The following is a 26686-nucleotide window of genomic DNA, read 5'->3' as shown; positions in this document are numbered from 1 at the left end:
CAGACGATCCGCCTCGGCGGCAAGAGACGTTCAGATACTGGACAATGCACCCTCCTAAGGAGACTATCCTCGATAGTCTTTGCGTCATAGGATCGTCACCCGCACAGGGCGAAACCGCTTGCGGTTTGGTGGCTTGCCATAGAGGGTGGTCGGGATTTTTCCCGAGACGCCTGAACGATTTAAGAAATTCCGTTTTTGCAGCGATCGCCGCATTTCCGAAAAATTCTAAACGGCCTGCCGCGAATACACTAGATTCGAGTCATAGTTTCGCAGGTGAGCTGTGACTGGCGTAGATCGGGACTGATATAAAGCTAAAGATTGCTTTTTTCGCGCGAAATTCATGAAATCGAGTTATAACTTGATTTTCTCGCAGATCATACACCGTAATGGACATATGGCTTCGTTAGCGCCCCCATCGGGCGCTTATGAGGTAGCGAGCGAAGGCATAACTTAATGGCACTGAGAAGCGCAGACATTTTGTTCAAGGATGAATCCGCCGGCACGTTGGTCGAAACGGCCAACGGCGGAACGCGCTTCGCCTATCATTCAGACTGGAATAAAGGCAATATCGCCTGCTGCTTCCCCTCCACGCAACGCGAACATGAATGGAAGGTCGGCCTGCATCCGTTCTTCCAGCACCTCGGCCCGGAAGGATGGCTACGCGAACAACAGGCACGTTCGGCACATGTCGTTGAAGAAGACGACCTTGGGCTGCTCCTTCGTTACGGCGCAGACTGTATCGGGGCCGTCAGCATCCGGCCGCCGGACGATGCCGCACAGCTCCCGGAAATCACCGAAGCCACTGCCAGCCCCGGACGCACGGTTTCAGGTGTGCAGAAGAAACTGCTTGTCACCAAGGACGATGAAAACAGGTTTGTTCCCGCGAGTGCGACGGGATCAGCGCCCTATATCGCTAAATTCAATTCCGACCGGATAGACAACCTCGTTCGGAATGAACTCCTGAGCCTGCGATGGACCGCCGCCGTCCTTGGCGAAAGGGAAGTGACCGCGTTCACGACCTCGCTCATCGCGGCTGTTGACGAAACGGCGCTCATTGTTACCCGCTTCGACCGGAAACCGAACGGCGAGAAACTGCGCCTCGAAGACTGTGCGCAGATACTCCGCAAGCCCAAGGGACAGGACTACGCAAGCAAGTATGACGCGGCCTACGAGGATATTGCCGCGATCATTCGTCAGCACTCATCGCGCGCGCCAATCGACCTCTTGCGGTTTTTCAATCGCCTGATCGCCTTCACCCTGATCGGGAATTGCGATGCCCACCTGAAAAACTTCTCCCTTCTGGAAACGCCGACGGGCTTACGGCTATCCCCCGCCTATGATGTGGTGAACACCGCATTTTATGCGGGGTTCGACCAGACATTGGCGCTGTCAATCGGCGGTGAGAAAATCCATCTGGAAGCGGCCAACCATGCGATTTTCCGTGCCTTCGGCAAGGAAATCGGCCTGCCGGACAGGGCCATCGACCTGACATTCAGACAGCTAAAGCGGCAGGTGGAGAAGGCTGCATCCATTATCCTTCCGCCCGACACGGAGCCGCCGGACGGCTTCGTGCATAGATTCAAAGAGATCGTGGACAATTCATGCCTGAGAATACTGGAAACATAGCCTCGCTCGCGTGGCAACGGTACGTGGAAGAAACCTTGCGCCGTCGCAAGGCGGAAGGTCTTACACAAAAAGATCATTCGGCTTTGGCGGGTGTCAGCCATCCGACAATGGCTGCGTTTGAGCGTGGTGAAACGACCCTGACACTGGCGAAAGCGCTCGATATCCTGCGCGTCGTGGGTTTGGTGGATGAGCCTACCGAGGGGGACACGCAAGCCTGGTTCGTGCGCGATGCATTTGAGCGTTGGCGTAATCTGATTGCTCCGCTCCCCCAGGATTCGCCTGCGCGGTTTCCAAATGGCTGGTATCGGTTCGACTACTGGCTTGAGGGCGATCTCAAGATGCCGGAGCTGATCGCCTTTGAACGCATTCTTGAAAAGGCCGTAGTTCGGAAAACGGGCTGGCCGCCGTTCTGGCTTCCGACACGCGAGGCTATTCAGCCGCGTGAAGTTGATGGACTGATTGAATGTTGGCTTGCACCGCAAGGCGAGGAAGTCGAGCGCGGGTTTAATGATCCTGCGCATTGCGATTTCTGGCGTGCGGGACCTTCGGGGCGCATGTTCCTGATCCGCGGTTATCAGGAAGACGGTGCAGAGACATTCCCCGCCGGAACGATCCTCGACACGACGCTTCCCCTGTGGCGGATGGGTGAGGTTCTGTTGCACGCGGAAAAGCTTGCATCGCTCCTTCGCAAAGATGCCGATACAGCCGTGACGGTTTATTTCCGCGCCATGTTCACGGGCCTGCGCGGTCGCGTGTTGCGCTCCTGGGCTAACCCGCTGAGTGATCTGCTTGTCGAAGGTCATGCGGCGCGAAGCGATGAAGCCGTGCTGGAGGCAAAGTTTTCCGCCAACGATATCGAGAGCCGATTGGCCGAATGCATGCTCCCGTTGTTGACGTCGCTCTATGAGAGGTTTGGCGTGGCAGGGCTTTCGCTCAATCGCGTCGAGGCGGAAGTGCAACGCTTGCTAAATAGCCCCATCAGCAAAGAACGTCATCCGCGCCGCTAGCGGTGACCGCAAAGACCGCAGTCTACGGACTCGGCCCCGACAGCATGAAGGGCACCCATCAAGCGGAGAGCTACTTAATCTGGTACGCGAGGCGGCGTTGCACAAACGCCGGCTTTGAACCCTCAAGAATCTTCACGATAGCGTCATTGATACGCGAATTTTCGATAGACCGGATCATAAGTAAACTTGTAGCCAGCCGCTTGCGATGGCGACATTCAAGAAATCCTCGCATCGTCGGACCTGGCTATCCCCGGATGTAGCCGTACTTTTCCCCAAAGAGACCTCGGTGGGGTTCAGCAACAACAGCCGAGGTCTCCCGGTACCCATTCAGGAAGAACTTTTTGAGGTAGAGCGCTTTGTTATTTTGGAAACCCGTCGCACACATTGGCTCGATCGGGTGCATGAGGGAGCATTTGCATAATTGAGAAGACGCTCTTTCGATGTGCCTGCTGCGGAAACTCCAACTTCTTGAAAGAAGATGCCGTCATCTGCTCCGCAGTGCCGGTCGCTTGGCAGAAAGAAGTTCACCGGGGATTGGGTGCTTAGAGCGTCCTCTCCATGAAAATCGTGATGGGCTTCAAGCTTTGGGGAACGGCTCGGACATGGCCACTGCGCTTGAAACCAAAGCCTTCGTATAGAGCTATGGCATCCCTCATAAACGTGACGGTTTCCAACCTCACACTTGCGTATCCATCATCGCGCATTCTATCTAGGCAGGCGGTCATCAGGCCCTTCGCAACGCCTCTGCCTCTCGCCTCGGGGCGAACGTACATTTTCTGTAGTTCGGCGATACCGTCGTCTGACTTCGAATAGCCAGCGCACCCGGGAAGATATTTATCGACGCTGGCTAGGAAGAACCCCGCGCCGCGTTGTCTGAACTTTTCCATTAAAGTCTCTATGGTGTGTCCGTAGATGTAATCCATCAATACAACATCTGGCACTCCGAACTTGCGTGACTCTTCGGCGTCCCATTTGCCCATGGCCTTGATGAGCGCATGTGCCGCTTCGAAGTCAGACAAAGAAACAATTGCTCGGACTTCCATGAAGCACCCCCAAGGGTAGCAAATGCCTGGTGACAATTGCTACCTTATAGCGCAGAATCGCTGAACTGTCTTGCGACGTGTCGGAAGCGCGCGCATTAGGGCGGCAGCTTTCCGGCGCACTGAACCGAACATATGGCCGCAACATCTCTGAGATTGTAAACAAGTACCGGGTCAGCGATGCCAAGCGGCGGCCCATGTTGGAATCAGGTTTTGGCACGAAGCCGAACTCCAATCGAAAGTTCTTACGCGTCAAAGGCATGACCTCGGGCAAAACCAGCTTGCCCTGCCGCGCCACCGTTCGGCAAGTGGACAGGTGATTGGCCTTCAATCCATAACGGTCTGCTACTTCATTCACCGTCACGCCGGGTCGCAAGCTCTCCGAAACGATCTGCGCTTTGACCTCATCCGGCCCTGCCGGCGAACCTCAACGCCCGTTCTTCCCAGTCGTGAGAACCTCCAACGTACTCTCCATGGAGAAACTCCCTTTGCTCGTCCATGGAAAGCCGATCACAGATCAACGCGGACAGGACAACGTGGGAGCAAAACACCAGTTGCCGCTCTTTGCCATTTTAGGAGAACCTGTGCTCCTTGCCTTTGAACGGTGAGGCGAACAGCGTTTCGCCCACCGAAATCGAACGATCGCCTTCCGTACGCACGACAAGCGACGGGAGTTCCGGTAGGTCAAGATGGACAACCGTGTCCGCGCCCAGCCTTTCAATGTGCCGCACGACGCCGCGCCACTTTCCATCCGTCGAGGAAAGCGAAATGTGCTCAGGACGGATGCCATAGGTCTTGCAGCTCTCACGTTTGGCCACCTCTCCCTCGAAGAGGTTCATCTTGGGCGAGCCGATGAAGCCTGCGACGAACGGCGTGGCCGGATTGTTGTAGAGCGCCATCGGTGTTCCGACTTGCTCGATCGTTCCGCCGTTGAGCACGACAATCTTGTCGGCCATGGTCATCGCCTCGACCTGATCGTGCGTTACATAGATCATCGTTGCGCCAAGTTTGGCGTGCAGCTCAGTCAGCTCGATACGCATTTGTGCTCGCAAAGAAGCGTCGAGGTTCGACAAGGGCTCATCGAACAAGAAGACCTTTGGATTGCGGATGATGGCGCGACCGATTGCGACGCGCTGCCGTTGTCCGCCCGAAAGCGCCTTGGGCTTTCGATCCAACAGATGGGAAAGCTGAAGAATGTCGGCGGTCTGCTTGACCTTTTCCGCGATCTCAGCCTTGGGCCGTTTGGCAAGCGACAGGCCGAAGCCGATATTTTCCGCCACGGTCAGATGAGGATAAAGGGCATAGGACTGGAAGACCATGGCGATGCCGCGCTGGGAGGGTTCGGCATCGGTAACGTCCTTGCCGTCGATGAACACCTTTCCCTGGCTCGACGTCTCAAGTCCTGAAATGATCCTCAGCAAAGTCGATTTTCCGCAACCTGACGGACCGACGAAGACGCAGAATTCCCCCGCCTCGATCGTGAGATCGACGCCCTTCATCACATCCAGGCTACCGAAGCTCTTGCGGACATTGTCAAGCACGACGCTGGTCATGGTCTATCCTTTCACTGCGCCGGCGGTCATGCCCGCCACGATCTGCCGGTTGAAGAACACAAAAACGATGAGGGGCGGAATGGTCACCAGCAGGATGTTCATGAACAAGAGGTTGAATTGGGTCTGGAACTGCCCCTGGAAATTATAGAGGGTGAGCTGTACCGTTACGTTTTCCCGGCCCGGCAGGTAGTACAGCGGATTCGTGAAGTCGTTGAAGATGGCGATGGACTGCACGACGATGACGGTGACGGTCACCGGCTTCAATAGCGGGAGGACGACCCGGAAAAAAATCTGGAGCGGTTTGGCGCCGTCAATGATCGCCGCTTCATCGAGATCGCGCGGTATCGTCGCGATGAAGCTCCTAAAGAGTAGCACCGTAAATGCGAGACCATAGGCGACCTGGATCAGGATCATACCTGAGATCGACTTGAAAAGGCCAAGCGACTGCAGCACCCAGATGGTTGGCACGACTGCGGGCGGGATCATCAGCCCCGCTAGAACGCAACCATAGATCACCGTATTCCAACGCGAGGGGCGGCGTTGCAGAACGTATCCCACCATTGCACCGAACAGCACGAGAAGCGTGACCGCAACCACCGTGATAACGGTTGAATTGAAGTAAGCCAGCAGCAGCATGTAGTTGCGGGCCTGGAGCACCTCGATGAAGTTTTCCCAGAGGCGCCATTCAACAGGCAGGCTGAACCTCAACGACGCCGCGTCCTGCTTTGTCTTGGCGGCTGTAATGAAGATGAACAGGAAGGGGAGGACGAAGACCACGCCCGAAGCGGCAAGTGCTACGACACCCGTGTAAAGTTGGCGACGCCTCACAGATCCACCTCTTTGCGATTGAACCAAGCTGTGAGGGGCAAAACGATCAGCCCGATAAGAACGAACAAGATGACGTTTCCGGCCGTCGAAAGCCCATAGAAGCCCGCCTGGTACTGCTTGTAGATGACGCTCGCCAGAACATCTGAGGAAAAGCCAGGTCCGCCGCGGGTCATTGCCCAGATCAGATCGAAGCTGCGCAGGCCGCCGATCAGCGATAGCGTCACGACCGTAACAGTTGCAGGCTTCACCAATGGGATGGTCACGCGGAAGAACATCTGACGGCCGGTGGCGCCATCGATTCTGGCCGCCTCATAGTAGTCCGGACTGATGGATGCGAGCCCGGCGATGTAGATGACCGTGGCGAGCCCTATGCCTTTCCAGAGATCGACGAAGACGATGGAATAGAGCGCCAGTGCCGGATCCGTCAGCCAGCCCGGACCATGAATGCCCACGGCAGCAAGCGCCACATTGATAAGACCCCGGGTGGGGTGCATGAGCATGGAAAAGGTGATGCCGACGCCGATGGTCGACACGAGAACTGGAAAGAAAATGACTGTGCGCAGGAAGCCCTGTGCCCACAGACCCGATGTCAACAGCACTGCCAGAAGCAAGCCGAGTACGGTCTTGGCGCCTGATGTCAGCACCGCGTAAATGACGGTATTGACGAGGCCCTGGACCAGGAACGGTTCACGGAAAAACTGCCGGTAGTTATCCAGACCAATGAACTGCGTGGTGAAGAGGTCCCACCGGGTGAGGCTGAACCAGAAAGAGGCAATCGTCGGCGCCAGAAAAAGGACGGTGAAAATCACCGCCGCTGGCAGGACGAACCAGTAGGGGTAGGGCGATCTGCGCGTAACCATGGGGGCTCCTTGAGCACCCCACCCGGACGAGTACCGGGTGGGGATCGGCTGGGAGGTTACTACCAGTTGGGCAGGCCGAGCTGCTTGGCCTGCTTTTCGACGTCCTGGTCGTAGAGAGCTGCTGCGTCCTTGGCGGACCGAATTCCCGTTCCGACTTCAACCGTGATCTGCTCGAGCGCCGGCCCCTTCACCGGCGAAAGAAACTCCAGCGCAGGCGCGGCACGTCCTTCAAGTTCGAAATAGGGCAACATGTCGGAAACGACCGGCGGAATGTCCTTCGGGAGCTCGCAACCCTTGACCAGATACGGGCCAGAGGGAACAGCTTTTGCCATGAGATCACACGCCTCCTTGGTGCCGATCCAATCGAGAAACTTCTTGGCTTCCTCGACATGCTCTGACTTTGCCGAAACATAAAGCGCAGAAGGCATCCACACCGTCAGCCCGTTCTTTGCCGCATCTGTGCCGGGTTGAGCGAAGAAGCCAAGATCTTTCAAATTGTCAGGAAAGTTCTGTTGAACGTTGCCGACGCCGAAGGTCAGATTGGGATAGTGTGCGGCCTCACCTGTGGCTACCATTCGCATCCCGTCGTCGAACGTCGCAGCACCGAAATCAGCATTGAGCAGGCCGGCTTTCGCAACCTCCTCAAGGTGCTCGAAGCCGCGCATGGCAGCCGGCGTGTTCGCGTACTTGACCTTGTTGGCGGTATAGTCGGAAGCAAAATTCGGAACCTCCGCCTGGACATTGAAGTAGTCGGCAAGGACGAAGAGCTGCGACGTCCAAGTGGTGCCATACGTCTGCGCTACGGCCACCTTGCCGGCGGCCTTGATCTTCTCATTGTTGGCCATGAACTCCGCCCATGTCTTAGGCGGGGTGAGGCCGAGCTCTGCATAGATCTTTCGGTTGTAGAAAATGCCACCACCCATGGCCGGGCCAAACGGCGTTCCACGCACGTGTCCATCGGGACTGGTGACCACTTTCTTGAAGCTGTCGAGGATTCCAGCCTGCGACGGGAGGTCAGAGAGATCTGCCAGCGTCTCTTGCGGCTTCAGTGCCTGAAAAAGCGAACCGCCATTGTACTGAAAGATGTCGGCCATCTCGCCCGTGGCGAGACGTGTCTTGATGATGTTGTCGCCTTCCGATCCTCCAGCACGCTGCTCCACATCAAAGCTCACATCTGGATGCTTTTCCGTATAGGCCTTCGAGACAACATCGAATGAGGCGATCGTTTCGGGATTGGTATCGATCAGGATGCTGAGCGTTACATCGGCGTGAGCAACGCCAGTGGCCAGCGACATGATGCTTGCGGCAAGGATGCTGCACTTCGTCATTCTCATAGTCATTTCCTCCTCCTGAAGACCGGAATGATTTGGGCTGCTGGCTTGCGGGCAAAGCCCGCAAGCGTTTCTATCAAATCGAAAACGTGATGGTGTGCTCTCCCTTGCCGAGCCTGACCTCCTGGCCCGGCGCGACCAGTTCACCGTGCGCAGTCAGTGCCTTGCGATCCTCCCTGCCCCCAAGACGCGCAGTCACGCCTTCTGGCAAGGAAAGGCGGCAGGTGACGGCGCTCCCCTCCACGCTCCATCCGGCCTCGATGCGTCCGAAGCGAGTGTCGTGCCAGGCCGAAACCGGCGAGAGCGCCGGAAGAATTGCGGGATCGAAGGCTATCTCCTCAAAGCCAGGCTTGTCTTCCAGCGGCTTTATGCCAGCGACATCTTCGAAGAGCCATTGGCACACAGCGCCGTAGGCATAGTGGTTATAGCTGTTCATGTCAGGATCGTAGATCGTGCCGTCTTCGGCGAGTGCATCCCATCGCTCCCAAATCGAGGTTGCACCGTGCTCCACCTGATACAGCCAGCCGGGGACCTTGCGGTTCAGAAACATCCTCTCCGCCAGGTCCATCATCCCAAGACGCGTAAGGGCGGGCAGCACAGCGGGTGTTCCAATGAAACCCGTACCGATGACGCCATCGGTCTCTTCCGAGACCCGGCGGAAATATTCACGACCAGCCTCTTCATACTCCGGCGGTACGAGACCGTAGAGGAACGCCAAAGCCCAGGAGGTCTGATCGTTATGCGCTATGCGACCGGATGGCGAAAAGAATTCGTGCTTGAAGGCCGATCTGATTTCACCCGCGCGCGCATCAAGACGCGCAGCTTCGGTGCCCATCCCGATTGTGTGGGCGATCTTTGCTGTCAATTGCGTCGAAATGAAATGATAGAGGGTCGCGGCGCAGTCGTCCGCCACCGTTGGACGCGGCTTGCGGTTGTCGCCGACCGGCTGCAGCCAGTCGCCAAAGGTGAAACCGTGATCCCCCCAAACCGCGGGAGGACGGATAATCGGTCCGTCGGAAATGCCCCAGAGATAGTCCAGCCAACGCAGCATGGCCGGGAAGCATTCCTCGAGAACAGAGGCATCGCCATAATGCAGGTAGAGTTGCCACGGGATGATGACGATTGCGTCGCCCCAGCCTGTCGACCCCGCCCAATCCCCGCGCCCGTCGATTGGGTGAAGCCGAGTTGGGTCAGGCGAAAAGTGAGAAACCGCGCCGTCGGCGCGCTGGTCGTGCATCACATCGCGAAGATACTTGACGAGGAATGAGCCGCTGTCGGCAAGCCAGCAAGCCGTGCCGGCAAAGACTTGCGCATCGCCCGTCCAGCCGAGCCGTTCGTCGCGCTGCGGGCAATCCGTCGGAACCTCGATGAAATTCGAGCGATGCGACCAGACGGTGTTCTCGACAAGGCGATTGACCGCAGCAATGCCTGAGGTAAAGCCGCCCGCGCTTACTGGCACGGACGTAACAGGGATCATGGTGATGGCTACCAGTTCCGCCCGACCTGTCACGGTGATGCGAGCATATCGGAAGCCCATGAAGGTAAAGAGCGGTGCATAGACCTCTTCGCCCACTCCCTTGAGCGTGTAGCGCAGCTCGGCTCGTGCGCTGCGATAATTGCGATTGTCAAAAAACCTGTCGGGTCCGAGCACTTCCGAATGCTCGACACGAATCTGCGCGCCCGCCTCTCCCTTTACATGGATGCGGATGTAGGCGCCGGCGTTTTGGCCAAAATCATAAACAGTTCGCCCGTCGGTCTCGGCCCAACTTTCGACAGGGGAACGCCCATCAAGCTCCTTGACCGCCCTCGTCTCGTGCGGAACCAGCAATTGCTTGTCGAAGGCCAGCACCTCCACGCCGTATGCATCTTTCGGTTCGATGCGCGCGTCGTAATCTTCGCCTAAGTAGATGCCGTTGCGGATAACTGGCGTGTAGCCGCTCTTCCAGCTCTCATCCGTAGCTACCAGCGGCGTTCCGGCTGCGCTCAACTCTGCAATCGCCGCCGTTCGCTCGCCCCAGCAGTTAAATATCGGATTGGACGCCCACATGAGCTGGCTCCGGTACCAACCGTCACCCAGCCAGATCTCGATGCGATTGCGGCCCGACTTGAGCAGATCCGTGACATCATAGGCCTGAAATGCGATCCGGTCGTCGTAGCAGGTCCAACCAGGCGTCAGGAGATCGTCCCCCACGCGGCGTCCATTGATGAAGGCACGGTAAAGCCCAAGCGCGGAAATGCGCAATGTCGCTCCGGCCGGTACAGCTTCCAGCGAAAATTCTCTGGAAATGAACGTGCCTGCGGTCCCCTGCCCGCCATCGCATGAGGGCGCAATCATCGATGCGGTGAACTGGAACTGAGAGCCCGCAAGGCTGTTGGCCGCGGCGACGCCGTGGTCCGAGGCAATCTTCATCATGCAACCTCCTCAACCGCCTGTCCTCCGGCGGGACTAACACCTTTGTGTATATCGTTCTATGTATACCATTCTACACTCTCGATTGCCGTGCAAGAGTTTTTATGCCTATAATTTCGGAAAAGCAGAAAACGAGACACTTTATAATGACAAATCAGTTAGTTGACGCGCCGCACGAGAGGATCACCATCCGCCATGTGGCAAAGGATGCGGGCGTTTCCGTTGCTGCGGTCTCCAAAGTGCTCCGCAACGCCTATGGCGTCAGCGACATTCTGCGGCACAAGGTCGAGACGTCGATCGAGAAGCTGAATTACCGCCCCTCTGTGGCCGCTCGGGGAATGCGCGGTCGCACGTACACGATCGGCGTTCTCGTGATAGAACTGTCCAACACGTTCCTGGCCGGCGTTATTGAAAGCGCCAACACCGCATTGTCGGAAAGCAGCTACAAATCGCTTATCGGGCTCGGGCGCTCAGCAAGCCCGATCGAGGCTTCGATGATCGAATCCATGATCGACAATCGGATGGATGGGGTGTTGATCGTAGCCCCGCGGATTTCTGGAAAGGTCCTGGAGCGCTACGCTCGTCAAATCCCCATCGTTGTGATCGCGCATCACGAGCCCCAGGCTGAGACCTACGACACTGTCAACTCCGACGATCGGAAGGGTGGGTGCCTGGCAGTCGAAGCTGCACTGCGCCAAGGTTATCGCGACATAGCCATGGTGAGCTATGATCTCCTGGACTCGCCTGCGTCGGTCGTCGCCGTTCAGCGCGAAATGGGCTATGTCGAAGCAATGAAGCAGGCCGGTCTGCAAAGCCGGATCATTCGGCTGCCGCCTGTTGCGACGGACCGAAAGGTCGCGATCAATAATTTCCTGTCAGCGCAAGATCGCCCCCGCGCGGTATTCGTCTGGTCCGATCTTGATGCCGTCCCCCTGCTCAACGCGGCCCGAACCAATGGCATACGCGTTCCCGAAGACCTCGCCATCGTCGGCTACGACAATTCTCCGTTCGCCGCCATACCTCTCGTCGGGCTGACCAGCGTAGACCAAAATGCCGCTCAACTGGGTCGCACGGCTGCGGAGACGCTCCTGAGTCGTATCGACGGCCGCGAAGATGTTCGACACCTGCTGATCGAACCTCACGTGGAGATACGCGGCAGTCTATGATGATTGGCAAATCCACACCAAGAGCGGTCGGTCGAGCCGGCCGCAAGTTCTCGCCGAGAAAGAACGCGCACTTTTGCGTGGTTGGCTTGGACGGTGCACACTCGAGACGGTAGCGACAAACCGGCGTGCGCTTAGCCTCACGACTATTGCAGGGTGCTTCCACCGCGCATCCGGCTCTCGAAGGAAGCAACGAGCGAGATCCCTTGCTCCAGGAGAATGGTCGCCGCCCTCAGCTCACGTGGCGAAAGATCGCTGACAAGTCCGCGGATCGTGTGCGCAAGACAGCTCGAATTGGCGGCATAGCGGATGTCACCAATTTCTTGTGCCTGTCCTGCAGTCTCTTCCAGCGCTTCCGCGACCATCGACATAATGTTCGATCGTTCCCGCAGCGTCATTTCGTCAAGTGTCTTGCCAGGTTCCTGCATCAAGAGCTCCCAAACGCACATAGCCGCCAAGCGGCCTTGCAGCCGCTACATAGTCTCTCTCATTGGCGGGCATTTAAGGCGAGGATCGCCTGACCCTTAAATGGACACCGAGGCGCGTCGAGACAAGGCATGGCTTCCATGCAGCCTGCGCATGTCAAAACCACGATCACAGGCGAGACCGCCGCCATCGATGCCTGGCCGCCTCCAGAAGCAGGTGAACGCGAGGAAATTCGGTAGGACGAACCTTCGTTTCGATGCGAAGCGCGGCCTGTACGCAAGAGTGTCGTGGGGCTTTCGAAAGCTCATTTAGACGCTATGCTGTCATCGAGGCGCCAGCGCGAGACTTTCATGATGGAACAGCATCAAAGCCACCTGCAGGAACGGATAACGATCGTCGGCGACCTTGAGGCCGCTTCCTTCATTCCCTGGATTCGCCGTCACGCGGCAAAGCTTGGCCTGTCGCAGGCCATATCTCATACCAGTGCCAATCGGGTCGAACTGGACGTCGCAGGGCCAGTAGAATTGATCGATATGATGGAGATGGGGTGCTCGCTCGGGCCCATTGATGTCTGGGTGGAAACGATACTCCGCACGCCGATCGTGAACGACGAAAATCAGGGATAGCGGCGACCGTTTGATTTTCCACTGCCCCTTATTTGATCAGCGTTGCCAATGCGAAATTATTATGCAAACGTGATGGTCGCCTGCAGCAAGCCAGGGCTCTTGGCATCGTGCCTGACGCAGGCAATATATTGATAATGCTAAGAAAGTTTAGTTATGCAATCCGATACGACGGGCAGTTGGACGCCAGTCGCCCTTTCCGCGGATTTGCCGTCAGGAACGGTCATGCCGGCACGCACGTCAGCCGGATCGATCGCCCTCTGGAGAAGTGATTCGGGGCGCCCTGCAGCTTCGGCAGATCGCTGTCCTCATCGTGGCATGCGTCTCTCACATGGCTTTGTCCGCGGCGAGGCTCTGTCCTGCATCTATCATGGCTGGAGTTACGCACAGGCAGGAAACTGTCTGCGTATTCCGGCGCATCCCGGCCTTACGCCGCCGGAAACGATCCGCGTCGCAACACAACAGATCGAGGAAGCCGAGGGGGTGATCTGGGTGGCCGTCGGAGAACCCACGGATCAACCGCCACGATTTGACGGCTTCGTTCCGGTACGCTCGTTGACAGCTCAGGCCGGCATTGCTGCTATCGAGGCTGCGGCCGGCGCAAAGAAGAATGCCAACGGCTTTCTTCGCCAGTCGCTTCATTCGAAAGAGATCGGTTTTTTGCTCGTCGAACAGGAGCCTGATCTAACGCTCCTTCATGTCTTTATCGAGGGCAATGCTACTGCCTCTAACCGCATCTTAGCGTCACGCGCCGCGGAAGCCTTGCGCCGGAAAGCCGAGGGTCTCCAGACGAAAGGGATCAGCGCATGACACAGGGAGCTATGCTCAACGAGTGGTACCCGGTCGGCCTCTTCAGCCAACTAAGCAAGAGTGCATACAAAACCGCCTTGATGGGCGAACCGATCGAGGTCTCGATCGCAGCCGACGGAAATGCAAAGGTGACGTCTCACACGGGGCGTGAGTTGCCTGTCCGCGTTCGCTACGGACACGTTTGGTCGTCTCTTGGCGCTCCCCAGAAGGAGCTCTTCGCCATCCCCGAGGCCGACCAGCCGGGTCGCCGGTTTGTCGATGTCGGCGTCGTGCGGGTGCGCTGCTCACCGCTTCGCGCGGTCGAGAACTTTCTCGACATTGCGCATTTCCCGTTCGTGCACACGGATATCCTTGGCGCAGAGCCGCACACGGAGGTTCAGAACTACAAGGTCGAAATCCGGGACGTCGAGGACGAGGTCTGGGCAACCCAGGTGACGTTCTATCAGCCGCAGGCAGCGAAGTCGGCAAGCGGCGGCATCACTACGGAATACATGTATCGCGTGCCAGCCCCGACCTGCTCGGTGCTCTACAAGACCTGTCCGCCCCGCCCCAGCGAGTGGGATGTCATCACCCTCTTTGTGCAACCCTTGGCAGAGGATCTATGCGACGTTTGGCCGTGGATGGCACTGTTTGACGACGACACGTCGATGACCGACCTCATTCACTTTCAGCAGACGATCTTCCTGCAGGACCGATCGATCCTGGAAAACCAGATCCCGCGTCTTCTACCGCTCGATCCCGGGATGGAGATTCCCACACGTGCCGACCTGACGTCGGTCGCGTATCGACGCTGGCTGAAACGGCACAACTACACCTACGGCGCACAGCTGGTGGCGCAATGAAGCTCTACGACTACATCCTTTCTCCCAGTTGCTACAAAGTGCGCCTGATGGCGGCACTCACAGGCGTTAAGCTCGATATCAGACCGGTGGATTTTCATCCAGGCGGCGAGCACCGCGGCCCCGAACTCATGGCGCTCAACCCTGCCGGCTCCATCCCGATCCTGGAAGACGGTCATCTTCTTCTGACAGAATCATCGGCAATGCTGGTTTATCTGGCCGCAAAAAGCGCGCCTGAATGGTTGGGTGGCGGAACAGCCGACGAAGCCGCCCGAGTGCAGCAGTGGCTTTCCTTCTCGCATCGGCTGACCGCGAGCCTTGGTGGCGCACGTCTTCATGAGATGTTGCTACGCCCGGGAAATATCACGACGCTTCAGGCGCAGGGCACCGCGGCGCTGCGCGAACTGGAAGCGGGGCTCGTCGAACAGAGCCTGCGCGGCAAGCGGTTCCTCGCGTCAGATCGCCCGACGGTGGCCGACATTGCCTGCTTCCCCTATGTCGCGCTGGCGCCGGACGGTGGCGTTTCCCTCGATCCCTATCCCGCGATACGGCTTTGGTCCCGTGCCATACGCGCGCTCGACGCGTTCATCGAGATGCCAGGCATACACCGGCTGCACGAGTTGAAGCCCGAGCCACAGATCGCACCGGGCGAGGAATAAGATGGCCGGCTACCTCCTAAAGAACTGTGCAGCCGTCATCGTCGACGATAACAGGGGGCCGACGGTCCATCGCAATGTCGATATTCTGACAACTGGCCCGGCGATCCAGGCCATCGGCGAAAATCTCGGCCAAAGCGAGTTGCCGTTCGGCACCACGGTTCAAGACGCCACGGGCTGGTTCGTCTATCCCGGGCTCGTTAATACGCACCATCACTTCTTCCAGTGCTTCGTGCGCAACCGCGCGGATCTCGATTGGACAAAGCTTTCCGTCATCGAGTGGCTTGACCGCATCTATCCGATCTTCTCGCGGCTGAACGAGGATTGCTTTTATCATTCCTCGGTGAGCGCGATGGCCGAGATGATCAAGCATGGCTGTACCACGGCCTTCGACCACCAGTATTGCTTCCCACGGCATGCCGGCAAGCGGCTGATCGACCGTCAGTTCGAGGCAGCAGATCTCCTGGGCATGCGTTTCCATGCCGGTCGTGGCGGCAACACCTTGCCGAAGTCCGAAGGCTCGACCATTCCGGATGCCATGCTGGAGACGACGGACGAGTTCATTGGTGATTGCGCACGCCTGATCGACACCTATCACGACGCCAGCCCCTTCAGCATGCGCCAGGTGGTGGTGGCACCCTGCCAGCCGGTCAATTGCTACCGTGAGACCTTCGTCGAGTCGGTCGCATTGGCACGCGATCGCGGCGTCCAGATGCATACGCATGTTGGCGAGGGAGAAAGTGCGGTCATCGCGGCCCGCCATGGAATGCGCACCGTCGATTATTGCGCGGAACTCGGCTTTGCCGGTCCGGATGCCTTCTACGCCCATTGCTGGGAGTTGACGCACGACGAACTTCGCAACATGGCAACAAGCGGCACCGGCGTCTCGCATTGCCCTGAGCCGGTCTATCTGGTCGGTGCCGAAGTGACAGATATTCCCGCCATGGCGGCATTCGGCATGCGCGTCGGACTCGGTTGCGACGGAGCAGCCTCGAACGACAATTCAAACCTGATGCATTGCGTGCACTCTGCCTACATGCTGCAGTGCCTGACCGCATCAACGCGCCAGCATCCCGTTCCGCCTCCGGTCGATTTCCTCGGTTACGCAACAAGTGGCGGGGCTGCCCTGCTCGGCCGTCGCGACATTGGTCGACTTGCGCCAGGTATGGCCGCTGACCTCTTTGCGATCGACACCCGGCGGATGGACTACGTCGGAACACGACACGATCCGCTGAGTCTGATTGCCAAGGTCGGCATCGGTATGCCGACGGATCTGACGATGATCAACGGCCGCATCGTCTGGCAGAAGGGCGAATTCGTGGGTCTTGATGAAGCTCAGCTGTTTGCCGAGGCCGAGGCAGCTCTCGCAACCGTGGAATTCTAGAACACCAAAAAGGGGAACCAAACCATGACACAGATCACTCGCAGAACGTTGATGCAGGGGGCCGCAGCCGTCGGCCTCGCCGGTGCCTTTGGAGGTCGTGCGGCGCTGGCAGCCGATGAGCCGCTCGGCATCACGCTCGTCGTCCCTTCGCCGATCGGCGACGTCGGCTGGGGGCACGCGCTTGCCGCCGGCCTTGAGCCGATCAAGGCCGCCTATGGCGACAAGGTCAAGGTGACTGTCGTTGAGAATATTCCGGAGGGCCCGGACGCCGACCGGATCATGAACAAGACGGTCGCAGACGGGAACAAATTCCTGATCGCAGGCTCCTTCGGATATCAGAACGGCGCCTTGCAGATCGCTCGCCGCAATCCTCAAGTCACCGTACTGCATGCATCGGGCTTCCAGGTGGCTCCCAACTTCTCTCCCTTCGCGGCCAAGTATTTCCAAGGAACCTATCTGCTCGGCATGGCTGCTGCTGCGCTATCCAAGACCGGCAAGCTCGGTTCGGTTTCCGCCTTCGCCATCCCCGAGTTGATCACCTCCATCAACGCGTTCACGCTGGGTGCTCAGGCAGTAAACCCCGATGTCGAGGTTTCCGTCGTCTGGGTGAACTCCTGGTTCGACCCGGCCAAGGAGCAGGAAGCGGCCAAGGCCCTCATCGCACAAAAATGCGACGTGATCTTCTCCAATGCGCAGGACACACCTTCTGTCATTTCGGCATGTGAGGAAGCCGGCGTCTATTCCTTCAACCTCAACTCGTCGATGAAGAGCTACGCCCCGAAGACCTACCTCGGATGCGTTTCGACCGACTGGTCGCCCTTCTTCAAGGCCTCAGTCGATGCTCATCTCGCCGGCACATTCAAGGGCGCCAATACCTTCCTCGGCGTTGCGGACAAGGTTGTCGAGGTCGTCGACTGGAGCCCCTCGATCCCGGCCGATACGATGACCAAGATCAAGGCCGCAGAGACAAAGATCGCCGATGGAAGCCTTTCGCCTTTCACCGGGCCGATCACCAAGGCCGACGGCAGCGAAGGCGTAGCCTCCGGCAAAACCATGACGGAGGCCGAAATCGTCGCCATGGATTGGCACGTCAAGGGCGTGACCACGCCTCTGCCGAAGTAAGCCATGACGGCACCACTCCTGGCGCTTCGCGGCATCTCGAAGAGCTATGGCCAGGTTCATGCCAACCACGGCATCGATCTGGACGTAGCACCGCGGTCGATCCATGCCGTTCTCGGGGAAAACGGGGCCGGCAAATCGACGCTGATGAAGATCATCTACGGCGTCGAGCAGCCAGACAGCGGAACCGTTGTCTGGGAGGGCGAGCCCTTGACCTTCGCCTCGCCTGCAGAGGCGAGGCGCAAGGGGATCGGCATGGTCTTCCAGCACTTTTCGCTGTTCGAGACGCTGACTGTCATGGAAAACATTCAGCTGGTCGTTCCAGGAAAGAAATCCGATCTCATACAACGCATCCGCGCGTTGGGCCGTGACTTCGGCCTGGAGGTCGACCCACTCGCCCATGTGCACGTACTGTCCGTGGGCGAGCGGCAGCGCGTGGAGATCATCCGCAGCCTGATGACCAATCCACGGCTGCTGATCCTCGACGAGCCCACATCCGTTTTACCTCCACAGTTGGTCGAAAAGCTCTTCGATACCTTGCGCAGGCTGCGCGACGGCGGCGTGTCGATCCTCTTCATTTCGCACAAACTCGAGGAAATCCGCGCCATCTGCGACAGGGCGACGATCCTGCGCGGCGGGCGTGTCACCGGACATGTCGATCCGCGCGAACACGACGCCCATGATCTTGCCCGGATGATGATCGGTCGCGACATGCCCGAACCGATGCCAGCGGTGCCGCTGTCTGGCGGCCAGAAGCGACTTGAGATCATCGGCCTGGACCATCGCCCCGACGATCCCTTCGCCGTGCCCCTGTCCGACATCACACTTACGGTGCGTTCCGGCGAGATCCTCGGCATTGCGGGCGTCTCGGGCAACGGGCAGAGCGAGCTCGCCTCGCTGATCTCCGGCGAGGCCGTTCTACCGAAAGAACAGCGCGACAGAATCTATATGATGGGGCAGGACGTGGGCAGGCTCGATGCAGCTGCCCGGCGCCAGCTCGGATTCGCATTCGTTCCGGAGGATCGGCTGGGGCGCGGTGCGGTCCCTGAAATGTCGCTCGTTCTCAACAGCTTGCTGACGGCTCACCCTTTGAACCTCTTGCGGCACGGCTTGATCGACAAGGAGAAGGCAACGGCCTTCACCAGTGATTGCATTCGCCAGTACGATGTCCGCACCCCCGGCCCGGATGCCGAGGCGGGTGCTCTTTCGGGCGGCAATCTGCAGAAGTTCATCGTCGGTCGGGAAATCATGCTGGCGCCCAAGCTGCTCTTCGTCGCGCAACCGACCTGGGGCGTCGATATCGGTGCCGCCTCCGCCGTGCGCCGGCGGCTGGTCGCATTGCGCAACGAGGGCACGGCCATTCTCGTCATTTCCGAGGAACTTGAGGAGCTCTTCGAGCTCTGTGATTTCATCCAGGTTCTCTACCACGGTACGCTGAGCCCGCCGCTCGTAACGCGCGATACCCGGCCCGAGGAAATTGGCCGCTACATGATCGGCGCACGGCCCGGCGCCGAGAGAGTCATTGCATGAGCGCCTTGTCTGCTACCTTTCTGCCCACGCTTGTCCGCCGGGAGCGCGCTTCGCTTGCGGCAACCTTGGCTGCACCCTTCATCGCCTTGTCGGTGACCACCGTGCTCAATCTCGGCCTCTACGTGCTGATGGGCCGCAATCCGGTCGATGTGTTTTATGCAATGCTTCTCGAACCGTTCCTCTCCTGGGCATCGTTTTCGGAAGTACTGTTGAAAGCCGGCCCACTTTTGCTCATCGCCCAGGGTCTGGCGATCGGCTTTCGCGCCAAGGTCTTCAACATCGGCGCCGAGGGCCAGTTCATTCTGGGCGCCATCTTCGCCTCGGCAATCCCCATCTGGTTTCCTGAGGCAACCGGGCAGTGGATATGGCCGCTGATGCTGATCCTCGGCGTTCTCGGCGGTGCCTTGTGGGCTTCCTTGACGGCATTCTGGCGCGTGAGGCTCAATGCAAACGAGATCCTCGTTTCGCTGATGCTCAGTCTCGTCGCCGCGCAGCTTCTGAATTACCTGCTTCTAGGCCCCTGGAAGGACCCGAACGGCTTCAACTTCCCTCAATCCGTGATGTTCCAGTATGACGCGATGGTGCCGATCCTGATTTCCGGGACGCGCGTCAATGTTTCCCTCTTGATCACCATCGCCCTTTCATTGGCTGCCTGGGTCTTCATGCAGAAGAGCTTTGCCGGATACAAGCTCCAGGTCGGCGGCCTGGCGCCACGCGCCGCCGGCTATGCCGGGTTCAAGGAGAGCCGAGCAATATGGTTATCCCTGTTGATCGGCGGCTGCGCGGCGGGCCTTGCCGGCGCAGCCGAGGTCGCGGGCCCCCTAGGGCAGCTGCAGCGATCGATCTCGACCGGCTACGGCTATTCAGCCATCATCGTTGCCTACCTCGGCGGCCTGCATCCGATCGGCATTGTCGTCTCCGCCTTGTTCATGGCCGCGCTCTATATCGGCGGCGACAACGCCATGGTGTCGGCAAACCTGCCGATTGCTGCCGTGCGTGTTTTCCAGGGCAGTCTCCTGCTCGCCTATCTGGTTGCCATCGCCTTCGCTCGGTATCGTTTCGAGTGGCGCCGGGCCGCCTATCGGGGTCAGCCATGAACGCCATCGAGTTCATTTTTGCCGGCATGCTGGCGGCTGCGACGCCGTTTCTTCTCGCCGCGCTCGGCGAGTTGGTGGTCGAGCGTGCCGGGGTTCTCAACCTCGGCGTGGAAGGACTGATGGCTCTCGGGGCAGCCCTCGCCTTCATCGTCGTCTATCACGGCGGAGGGCATTTTCTGGGCTTCGTGGCTGCGGGACTTGGCAGCGCTGTCCTCGCCCTGATCTTCGCGGGTATCACTCTTGGCTTTCGCGCCAACCAGGTGGCAACAGGTCTGGCTATCGGCATCCTTGGCCAGGGTCTCTCCGCGCTGTTCGGAAAGACCTATGAAAGCCTGACGGTCAAAGGGCTCCCGAAACTCTCGATCCCTGGGCTGTCGGACATTCCAATTGTCGGCGGGCTCTTCGTTCAGGACATCGTCGTGTGGCTGTCGATTGCAGCAACAGTCACCATCTGGGCGATGTTTGCCTATTCGAAGATCGGCCTCGTTGTGCGCGCCGTCGGTGAAAATCCCAAAGCCGCCCACGCCATTGGCTATCACGTCATCGCCGTTCGATTTGCTGCCGTCGCCTTTGGCGGCGCGATGGCCGGCTTTGCTGGCGCCTATGCGGCAATTGTCTACACCCCGCTCTGGGCAGACGGGATGATCGCCGGACGTGGCTGGATCGCAATCGCACTCGTCGTCTTCGGAACCTGGCTTACCGGTCGGATTTTCCTCGGAGCATGCCTCTTTGGGGCCGTATCACTGATGAGCCTGGCGGCCCAGGCGACGGGGCTGAATGTTCCATCGCAGCTGTTGGCGAGCCTGCCCTATCTCGTCACCATCATCGTGCTCGGCATCATTTCGGCAGATCGTCGCCTGCTGAAGCTGAACGGCGTCGCCTCGCTCGGAGAACCCTTCGAACGTTAGGCATAACGCAAGGCCAGTTACAAAGTTGCGCGCCCTCAGACGGATCAGCTGCGATGGAACTGCAGCCGAATAGATGTAGCGATCATGCTCATGTCCGAGACGAAGTCGGCGCGAGAAGCGTCGGTTCGGGTGAACATGTCGAAGACCCGAATATGCGGGGCGATCTTCTTGTCGACTGAGCCATAGGAGCTGTCAGCCACCAGACAGTGCGGCCTCAAGCCGAAGCGCCCCGACCCCCAAAGTCACTTCACCCATTTGGAATCGCTCGTGTCACTTGGTTCGGCACCACAGCAAACTTTGCAACAAAACCGATACAAGTGAAGATCGCTCCCGGGAAACTTGCAAAAAACGCGTCGGCTCGTTAGTCACGGTTCGCGAGGAACATTGTCAATTTTGGTTGGTGAAAGGACAGAAATCGTGGCGCAGACAGAAATGGGAACCGGCGGTCGAAAAGCGCTTTGGGCCACGGTGGCAGTGATCGCGCTCGCAGCCGCCGGCGTGACCGCCGGCAAGTTCATGCTCGCAAGGGCGGCCGACAGGTTTCTTGTCGAGCGCGGCGGCAAGGCGTCCTCGGTCGAAGCGGATTTTCTCGGACGCATTCATATGCGCGACGTCACGCTGCCCTTCGCCAACGGCGGCAGTGCCCGCATCGCTGCGATTGACGGTAGGCCGACGATCTTCTTCCTAAGCGGCAAGCTCGAGGTGAAAGGTCTGGAGCTCGACCTGGCGATGGGCAAGCTCTCAGTGCCGCAAGCGAGCGTCGAGGAACCCGATTTCGTTGCTGACGCCCTGGTCAAGACCGGCGATCAAACGAACTTGACGCCGCTGAAACGCATTGAACGTTTTGCCGCAAAGCGTGTCTTGGCGGCGGAGGTTACAGTAAGCCAAGTGGCCGCCGGTTCCGAACAAAAGACCGTCTACAAGGACGTCGCTTTGGAAGACATCGCCGGCGGTCGCGTGGCGCGCTATTTTGCCAGTGGGGCGAGCTTCGGGTTTGCGCTGGAGATCCCGGATGGCGAGGGCGCAACGAAGCGAGAGGAGATGAACGGCTCGATGGGCGCCGTGGCCGGAAAGGATTTTGATGCAGCCTTCCTCGCTCGGATGTACTCAGAAAAAGCTGGTCCTGACGACAAGGAACCAAAACCGCTTTATGGCCCGATTACGGTCAAGAATCTCGTCTTCTCGAACAGCAAGTCGCGTTTCGGCTATGATGAGGTGCGCAGCAACGGCTTGAGTGTGCGCATGCCGGCCGAGCCACTTCTTGAAACACTTCAGAAACTGCAATCGGCCAATCCCGAGGCACTGCCTCCCGCCGAGCGCCAGGCATTTTTCAAACGCGTCCTTTCACTTGCCGACATCATCGGCAAGGGCGACATCGAGATGCTCGGTCTCAAGATGGAGGTGCCCGAAATAGATGGAGGCGACGAGAGCAAGACTATCAAACTCGCCATCGACAACATGGCGTTCCAGCTCGATGGGCGCACCTTCGACGGCGCCATGCACGGCGTTTCGATGGGCGAAGGCGCCGACTACGCCAAGTTCTCAGAGGCGAGCATCAACGGCTTTTCCTGGGATCCGACCATGGAGGCGCTGACGAAGCTGGTGGGACTGGACGAAGAGCAGCTCGAGAACTTCCCTCTCACCACGCTCATGCCGGAATTCGGAACGATCCGGTTGGTGGGACTGGACGTCGACATGCCTGGTTCTAAGGTGGCAAGTGCGCCAGACAGTGTCGGCGAGGACGAACAAAGCGCAACCGGCAGCGAAACAGATCCATCTGCAAGCGCCGAGCCGTCGCCTGACGCGGATTCGGCGAGCGAGGCCGACACCCAAGACGATCCACTGAACGAAGCACTGGCCGACCAAGCTGCTGTGCCTTCCATTCCGGAACGCATCCGGTTCACGCTCGACAGCTATGAACTGGCATTGGCCAAGCCACGCAACGGCATCCCGACCGATGTCCGCGTCAGCTATCGGGACCTCAGCGTGCCGGTTCCGGCGGACACCCAGGACGAGGGTTCCAACGCGTTGCGCAAACTGGGTTTTGACAGGCTGGTCTTGTCTTCCAACGTAGAGGTAGCTTGGGATGAGCCGAATGAGAACCTCCTCGTCAAGGAGATCTCGTTGAGCGGCAAGGATATGGGCGGCTTTTCCTTCTCTGGACTAATGGGGGGTGCCACCAAGGACTTCTTCTCCGGCGACACGACCGCAGCTCAGATGGCACTCTTCGGCCTCACGGCCCGGGAGGCGACACTCAAGATCGAGGACAAGGGGATCATGGCCAAGGGCATCAAGCTCTATGCCGATGAGAACGGCATGACCGAAGACAGCGTGCGCGGCATCCTTGTCTTGATGACGACTGCTGGCTTGCAACAGTTTGCGTCCACTCAGCCGAAGCTGCAGGAGGTCGCGACCGCACTTTCACAGTTCATCACCAAGCCGGGAACATTCACCCTGACGGTCAAGGCGAAGGACGCCGCTGGTATCGGAGCGCTCGAATTGGCCGGCGCCACAGAGAACCCCGCACTTCTTCTCGAGAAGGTCGATCTCGAAGCCACTGCGCAATAAAATATCTGCCTTGCTCCCGCTTTTGGAACCGGGGGCTCGGCGCGAAAACGCGCCGAGCCCCCGACCACGACCTTGCGCCAAGGCCCTCACGCGAACATGTGTCCGGCAGCCAAAGCAACTTATGAAACTGTGAGGCTCTTAGGCCCTGGCGTCGCCGGCTTTGACGAGATTGCCCGCACTGAGAGGCAATTTCGCAAAGGAGCTGCCGGTTTCGGCTCGAAACAGGTGAAAGCGCGCAGGCTCGACGACGAGAGCAAGCGATGAGCGGTCTTTGATCGCAACATGATCCGGCAGGTGGACGATTGTGGCCGTCCCGCTACCCTCGACCATTCCATACACATAGGTGTCGGTGCCGATGCTTTCTGCGTAATCGACGTCCAAGCGGATCGGATATCCGTCTGCGCCCTTGCTTTTGGCGAGTTTGAAATGACTCGGCCGGACGCCGAGGATCACAGCCTCGCCGACCGTCGCCTCCCCGAGCTCGGCTGGAATTTCCAGACGGCCGAAGCCCGGCACGTCGACAACGACATGATCCGAACCTGCGCCGGCAAGCGTTCCTTCGAAGAAATTCATCTGCGGCGAACCGATGAAGCCTGCGACGAACTTGTTGGCAGGCGCTTCGAAGAGCTCCAGCGGAGTGCCGACCTGCTCGACCCGTCCTGCATTGAGGACGACGATGCGGTCCGCCATGGTCATCGCTTCGATCTGATCATGCGTGACATAGACCATTGTTGCGCCGAGCCGCTTGTGAAGACGGCTGATCTCCCCTCGTGTCTGCACGCGAAGCGCGGCATCCAAGTTGGACAACGGCTCGTCGAAAAGAAACAACTTGGGGTTCCTGACAATCGCCCGGCCGATCGCCACCCGTTGCCGCTGGCCGCCTGAGAGCTGCTTCGGCCGTCGGTCGAGAAGAGGCTCGATTGCCAGCATTCGTGCCGCTTCGATCACGCGTTGGTCGATCTCGGCCCGACTCATCTTGAGGTTCTCGAGACCGAAGGAAAGGTTCTTCGCCACAGTCATGTGCGGGTACAGCGCATAGGATTGAAAGACCATCGCGATCCCGCGATCCCCCGGTGATGCCGCCGTCACATCGTTGTCGCCAATGACGACCTGGCCGGCGGTCACGCTTTCGAGGCCGGCAATGAGGCGAAGCAACGTTGACTTGCCGCAACCGGAAGGACCGACGAGCACAACGAATTCGCCCTCGCCTACATCGAGATCCACACCATGAAGGATTGCGTGATGGCCGAAGCTCTTCTTGACGTCCTTCAACTTGAGACCGGCCATGAATTCATTCCCTTTGACGCTGCATCTGGTGGCAACCACAGGCACCCCGATCCGTCGGTTGCCATCCCTTTAGGTGGTGGCAGTTTGCGCGGAAGCAATTAGTTCGTCAAGATGACGAACGTAATTTTCTACGATACGGTCAGATCGGCTCTTCCCCGCTCAGATAGGATTTTCACGGCAAACCCTCGTCCTGGACGGCTTGCGCCGGCCGCATCTGATCGTGGGGAGGGTGTCGACTACCTTCACGTTCGTCGGCACCGGTATCGTCATCACGCCGGTCCCGTCAGCTGGTACAACGAGTGTTTCCAACCGGCACGGACAGAGGCCTGAAAATCAGAGTGGCGGCGGTGGGAGACGCCGCTGCTCCGGCAGGGTCTGCGGCGAGAAGAGCAGATTGTGGACATGGTTCAGACCAATCGCCAACGCGCCAAGCAGTGTTGCCCTGCCACCAAGAACACTGGCCTTGACGTCGATGGCACGACGGCTTGCTTTCGTAATGCCTTGCCGAACACGTTCGGCAATCAGCGGATGGCGCCCGATGCTGCCGCCGAGAACGACGGTCTTCGGGTCGACGATCGCATTGACGGAAACGACGAGGAGCGCAGCGATGTCCGATACCTTGCCGATCACCTCGACCGCGCGCGGGTCTTCTTTTTCGGCAAGCGCCAGAATATCGCGCACCGAAGTATCCTTCGCGCCTCCCAAGCGGGCGTAAAGCGCGCTGATCCCTTGGGCCGCGATCGCGCATTCCAAGGCGCCGCGCTCAAGGCTGTCTTCGGCGTATGGGTCCGAGCCGAACGGTATGTAGGAGATTTCGCCTGCCGCGCCGCTCGCACCGCGCATCAGCTTGCCGTCCTGCAGCACGCCCAGTCCGATCCCTGTCCCCAGCGATATGAAAGCGACGGAATCGATTGCCGTCGCGCATCCCTGCCAGGATTCCCCGATAACTGCTGCGTTGACATCGTTTTCAAGGACGACAGGGCAACCCAGCCTGTCGCTCAGCGTCCGGCCGATATCGATTCCACCGATATCGACCAGATTTGGCGCCATGGAGAGCGCGCCGGTGATCGGGTCGACAACGCCCGGCGTCGCAATTGCCGTTACGAGCACACGCTCCCGGGCGATACCCATGTCCGCAAGCATTTTCGACAGCATCGCGTCCACCTGATCGATCAGGTGATAACCACCGCGGCGATCGGATGGGTAGTCGATTTCGCCGACAACGCTTCCGCCAATATTACCGAGCACGATACGCGTTGTCGTCGCCCCCATGTCGATGCCGACGGCATATCCGGCGTCGCCATTGACCTCATAGGTAATGGCGGTGCGGCCAATGCGCCCGCTTGTGACGCCCTTTTCCCGGACCCACCCGCCTTCCTCCAGCGTCCGGATGACCTCGGACATCGTCTGCTTCGAGAGACCCGTAATCTTGGAGAGCTCCGCACGCGACGTCGGGCCGGCGTGAAGCAGAACATCCATGACGGCGCGGACAGAAATCTGCCGCAATACGGGAGGCGCGTTTTCGGTTAGTGCCATCGTCGAGCTATCCCGCCAGATCCGTCTTCATCGTTATACCGGTGATTTGCTTCTTCCATGAAAGCCCGCCGATTTCAAACTGCTT

At 59.0% G+C, this 26686-nt stretch carries 23 protein-coding genes; 13 read left to right on the top strand and 10 right to left on the bottom strand.

The window, feature by feature from the left end; translation table 11 throughout:
- Positions 1-453 precede the first annotated feature (453 nt).
- Both K9B32_RS26600 and K9B32_RS26595 read left to right on the top strand, forming a co-directional pair.
- Positions 454-1626, top strand: a complete 1173-nt coding sequence (locus tag K9B32_RS26600) for a type II toxin-antitoxin system HipA family toxin (protein WP_224567935.1) — start codon at positions 454-456, stop codon at positions 1624-1626.
- Positions 1602-2633 carry a helix-turn-helix domain-containing protein gene (locus K9B32_RS26595; RefSeq protein WP_224567933.1) on the top strand — a complete coding sequence of 344 codons (1032 nt, stop codon included), beginning with the start codon at positions 1602-1604 and terminating at the stop codon, positions 2631-2633. Before K9B32_RS26600 ends, K9B32_RS26595 begins: the two co-directional genes overlap by 25 nt.
- Positions 2634-3175: 542 nt before the next feature.
- Here the strand turns inward: K9B32_RS26595 and K9B32_RS26590 are convergent.
- From K9B32_RS26590 to K9B32_RS26560, 7 genes are all read right to left on the bottom strand, one after another.
- On the bottom strand, positions 3176-3676 hold the full coding sequence (locus tag K9B32_RS26590) for a GNAT family N-acetyltransferase (protein ID WP_224567931.1): 501 nt from the start codon (positions 3674-3676) through the stop codon (positions 3176-3178).
- Entirely contained in the window at positions 3645-4031 is a 387-nt protein-coding gene (locus K9B32_RS26585; RefSeq protein WP_318013374.1) for a hypothetical protein, read from the bottom strand. The genes K9B32_RS26590 and K9B32_RS26585 overlap by 32 nt, the downstream gene beginning before the upstream one ends.
- A 214-nt stretch (positions 4032-4245) precedes the next feature.
- Entirely contained in the window at positions 4246-5226 is a 981-nt protein-coding gene (locus tag K9B32_RS26580; protein ID WP_224567928.1) for an ABC transporter ATP-binding protein, read from the bottom strand.
- Positions 5227-5229: 3 nt separating this feature from the next.
- Complete coding sequence (locus K9B32_RS26575) at positions 5230-6054, bottom strand: carbohydrate ABC transporter permease (protein ID WP_132593633.1); 825 nt, start codon at positions 6052-6054, stop codon at positions 5230-5232.
- Positions 6051-6914, bottom strand: a complete 864-nt coding sequence (locus K9B32_RS26570; RefSeq protein WP_132593635.1) for a carbohydrate ABC transporter permease — start codon at positions 6912-6914, stop codon at positions 6051-6053. Before K9B32_RS26570 ends, K9B32_RS26575 begins: the two co-directional genes overlap by 4 nt.
- 59 nt (positions 6915-6973) lie before the next feature.
- Positions 6974-8242, bottom strand: a complete 1269-nt coding sequence (locus K9B32_RS26565) for an ABC transporter substrate-binding protein (protein WP_411969755.1) — start codon at positions 8240-8242, stop codon at positions 6974-6976.
- A 79-nt stretch (positions 8243-8321) separates the two neighbouring features.
- Positions 8322-10655 (bottom strand): family 78 glycoside hydrolase catalytic domain, encoded by a 2334-nt coding sequence (locus K9B32_RS26560; protein WP_411969754.1) that lies wholly within the window; start codon positions 10653-10655, stop codon positions 8322-8324.
- Between the two features lie 146 nt (positions 10656-10801).
- Between K9B32_RS26560 and K9B32_RS26555 the strand changes: the two genes are divergently transcribed.
- The gene (locus K9B32_RS26555) at positions 10802-11821 is read left to right on the top strand and encodes a LacI family DNA-binding transcriptional regulator (RefSeq protein WP_224567926.1); all 1020 of its coding nucleotides are present in this window, start codon (positions 10802-10804) and stop codon (positions 11819-11821) included.
- Positions 11822-11964: 143 nt separating this feature from the next.
- Here the strand turns inward: K9B32_RS26555 and K9B32_RS26550 are convergent, their stop codons facing one another.
- Entirely contained in the window at positions 11965-12246 is a 282-nt protein-coding gene (locus tag K9B32_RS26550) for a hypothetical protein (RefSeq protein WP_224567924.1), read from the bottom strand.
- 348 nt (positions 12247-12594) lie between these two features.
- Between K9B32_RS26550 and K9B32_RS26545 the strand changes: the two genes are divergently transcribed.
- From K9B32_RS26545 to K9B32_RS26500, 10 genes are all read left to right on the top strand, one after another.
- Positions 12595-12870 carry an acylphosphatase gene (locus K9B32_RS26545; RefSeq protein WP_224567923.1) on the top strand — a complete coding sequence of 92 codons (276 nt, stop codon included), beginning with the start codon at positions 12595-12597 and terminating at the stop codon, positions 12868-12870.
- Positions 12871-13023: 153 nt separating this feature from the next.
- A complete protein-coding gene (locus tag K9B32_RS26540; protein ID WP_224567921.1) occupies positions 13024-13677 on the top strand; it encodes a Rieske 2Fe-2S domain-containing protein in 654 nt (217 codons plus the stop codon).
- Positions 13674-14519 carry an aromatic ring-hydroxylating oxygenase subunit alpha gene (locus K9B32_RS26535; protein ID WP_224567919.1) on the top strand — a complete coding sequence of 282 codons (846 nt, stop codon included), beginning with the start codon at positions 13674-13676 and terminating at the stop codon, positions 14517-14519. Before K9B32_RS26540 ends, K9B32_RS26535 begins: the two co-directional genes overlap by 4 nt.
- A complete protein-coding gene (locus tag K9B32_RS26530) occupies positions 14516-15175 on the top strand; it encodes a glutathione S-transferase family protein (RefSeq protein WP_224567917.1) in 660 nt (219 codons plus the stop codon). Before K9B32_RS26535 ends, K9B32_RS26530 begins: the two co-directional genes overlap by 4 nt.
- Before the next feature lies 1 nt (position 15176).
- Positions 15177-16556 carry an amidohydrolase gene (locus tag K9B32_RS26525; RefSeq protein ID WP_224567915.1) on the top strand — a complete coding sequence of 460 codons (1380 nt, stop codon included), beginning with the start codon at positions 15177-15179 and terminating at the stop codon, positions 16554-16556.
- 24 nt (positions 16557-16580) lie between these two features.
- A complete protein-coding gene (locus K9B32_RS26520) occupies positions 16581-17678 on the top strand; it encodes a BMP family ABC transporter substrate-binding protein (RefSeq protein WP_224567913.1) in 1098 nt (365 codons plus the stop codon).
- Positions 17679-17681: 3 nt separating this feature from the next.
- The gene (locus K9B32_RS26515; protein ID WP_224567911.1) at positions 17682-19205 is read left to right on the top strand and encodes an ABC transporter ATP-binding protein; all 1524 of its coding nucleotides are present in this window, start codon (positions 17682-17684) and stop codon (positions 19203-19205) included.
- Positions 19202-20302, top strand: a complete 1101-nt coding sequence (locus K9B32_RS26510; RefSeq protein WP_224567909.1) for an ABC transporter permease — start codon at positions 19202-19204, stop codon at positions 20300-20302. The genes K9B32_RS26515 and K9B32_RS26510 overlap by 4 nt, the downstream gene beginning before the upstream one ends.
- Positions 20299-21210, top strand: a complete 912-nt coding sequence (locus K9B32_RS26505) for an ABC transporter permease (RefSeq protein WP_224567907.1) — start codon at positions 20299-20301, stop codon at positions 21208-21210. The genes K9B32_RS26510 and K9B32_RS26505 overlap by 4 nt, the downstream gene beginning before the upstream one ends.
- 417 nt (positions 21211-21627) lie before the next feature.
- A complete protein-coding gene (locus tag K9B32_RS26500; RefSeq protein ID WP_224567905.1) occupies positions 21628-23778 on the top strand; it encodes a hypothetical protein in 2151 nt (716 codons plus the stop codon).
- A 138-nt stretch (positions 23779-23916) separates the two neighbouring features.
- Here the strand turns inward: K9B32_RS26500 and K9B32_RS26495 are convergent, their stop codons facing one another.
- Both K9B32_RS26495 and K9B32_RS26490 read right to left on the bottom strand, forming a co-directional pair.
- Complete coding sequence (locus tag K9B32_RS26495; RefSeq protein WP_224567903.1) at positions 23917-25065, bottom strand: ABC transporter ATP-binding protein; 1149 nt, start codon at positions 25063-25065, stop codon at positions 23917-23919.
- A gap of 333 nt (positions 25066-25398) precedes the next feature.
- A complete protein-coding gene (locus K9B32_RS26490) occupies positions 25399-26601 on the bottom strand; it encodes an ROK family transcriptional regulator (RefSeq protein WP_224567901.1) in 1203 nt (400 codons plus the stop codon).
- Positions 26602-26686: the final 85 nt, after the last annotated feature.

Source organism: Rhizobium sp. 3T7, assembly GCF_020166565.1.
In the GTDB taxonomy this organism is placed as follows: Bacteria; Pseudomonadota; Alphaproteobacteria; order Rhizobiales; family Rhizobiaceae; genus Rhizobium.
Note: the sequence above shows the minus strand (reverse complement) of the source record. Positions and strands in the feature narration are given on the sequence as shown.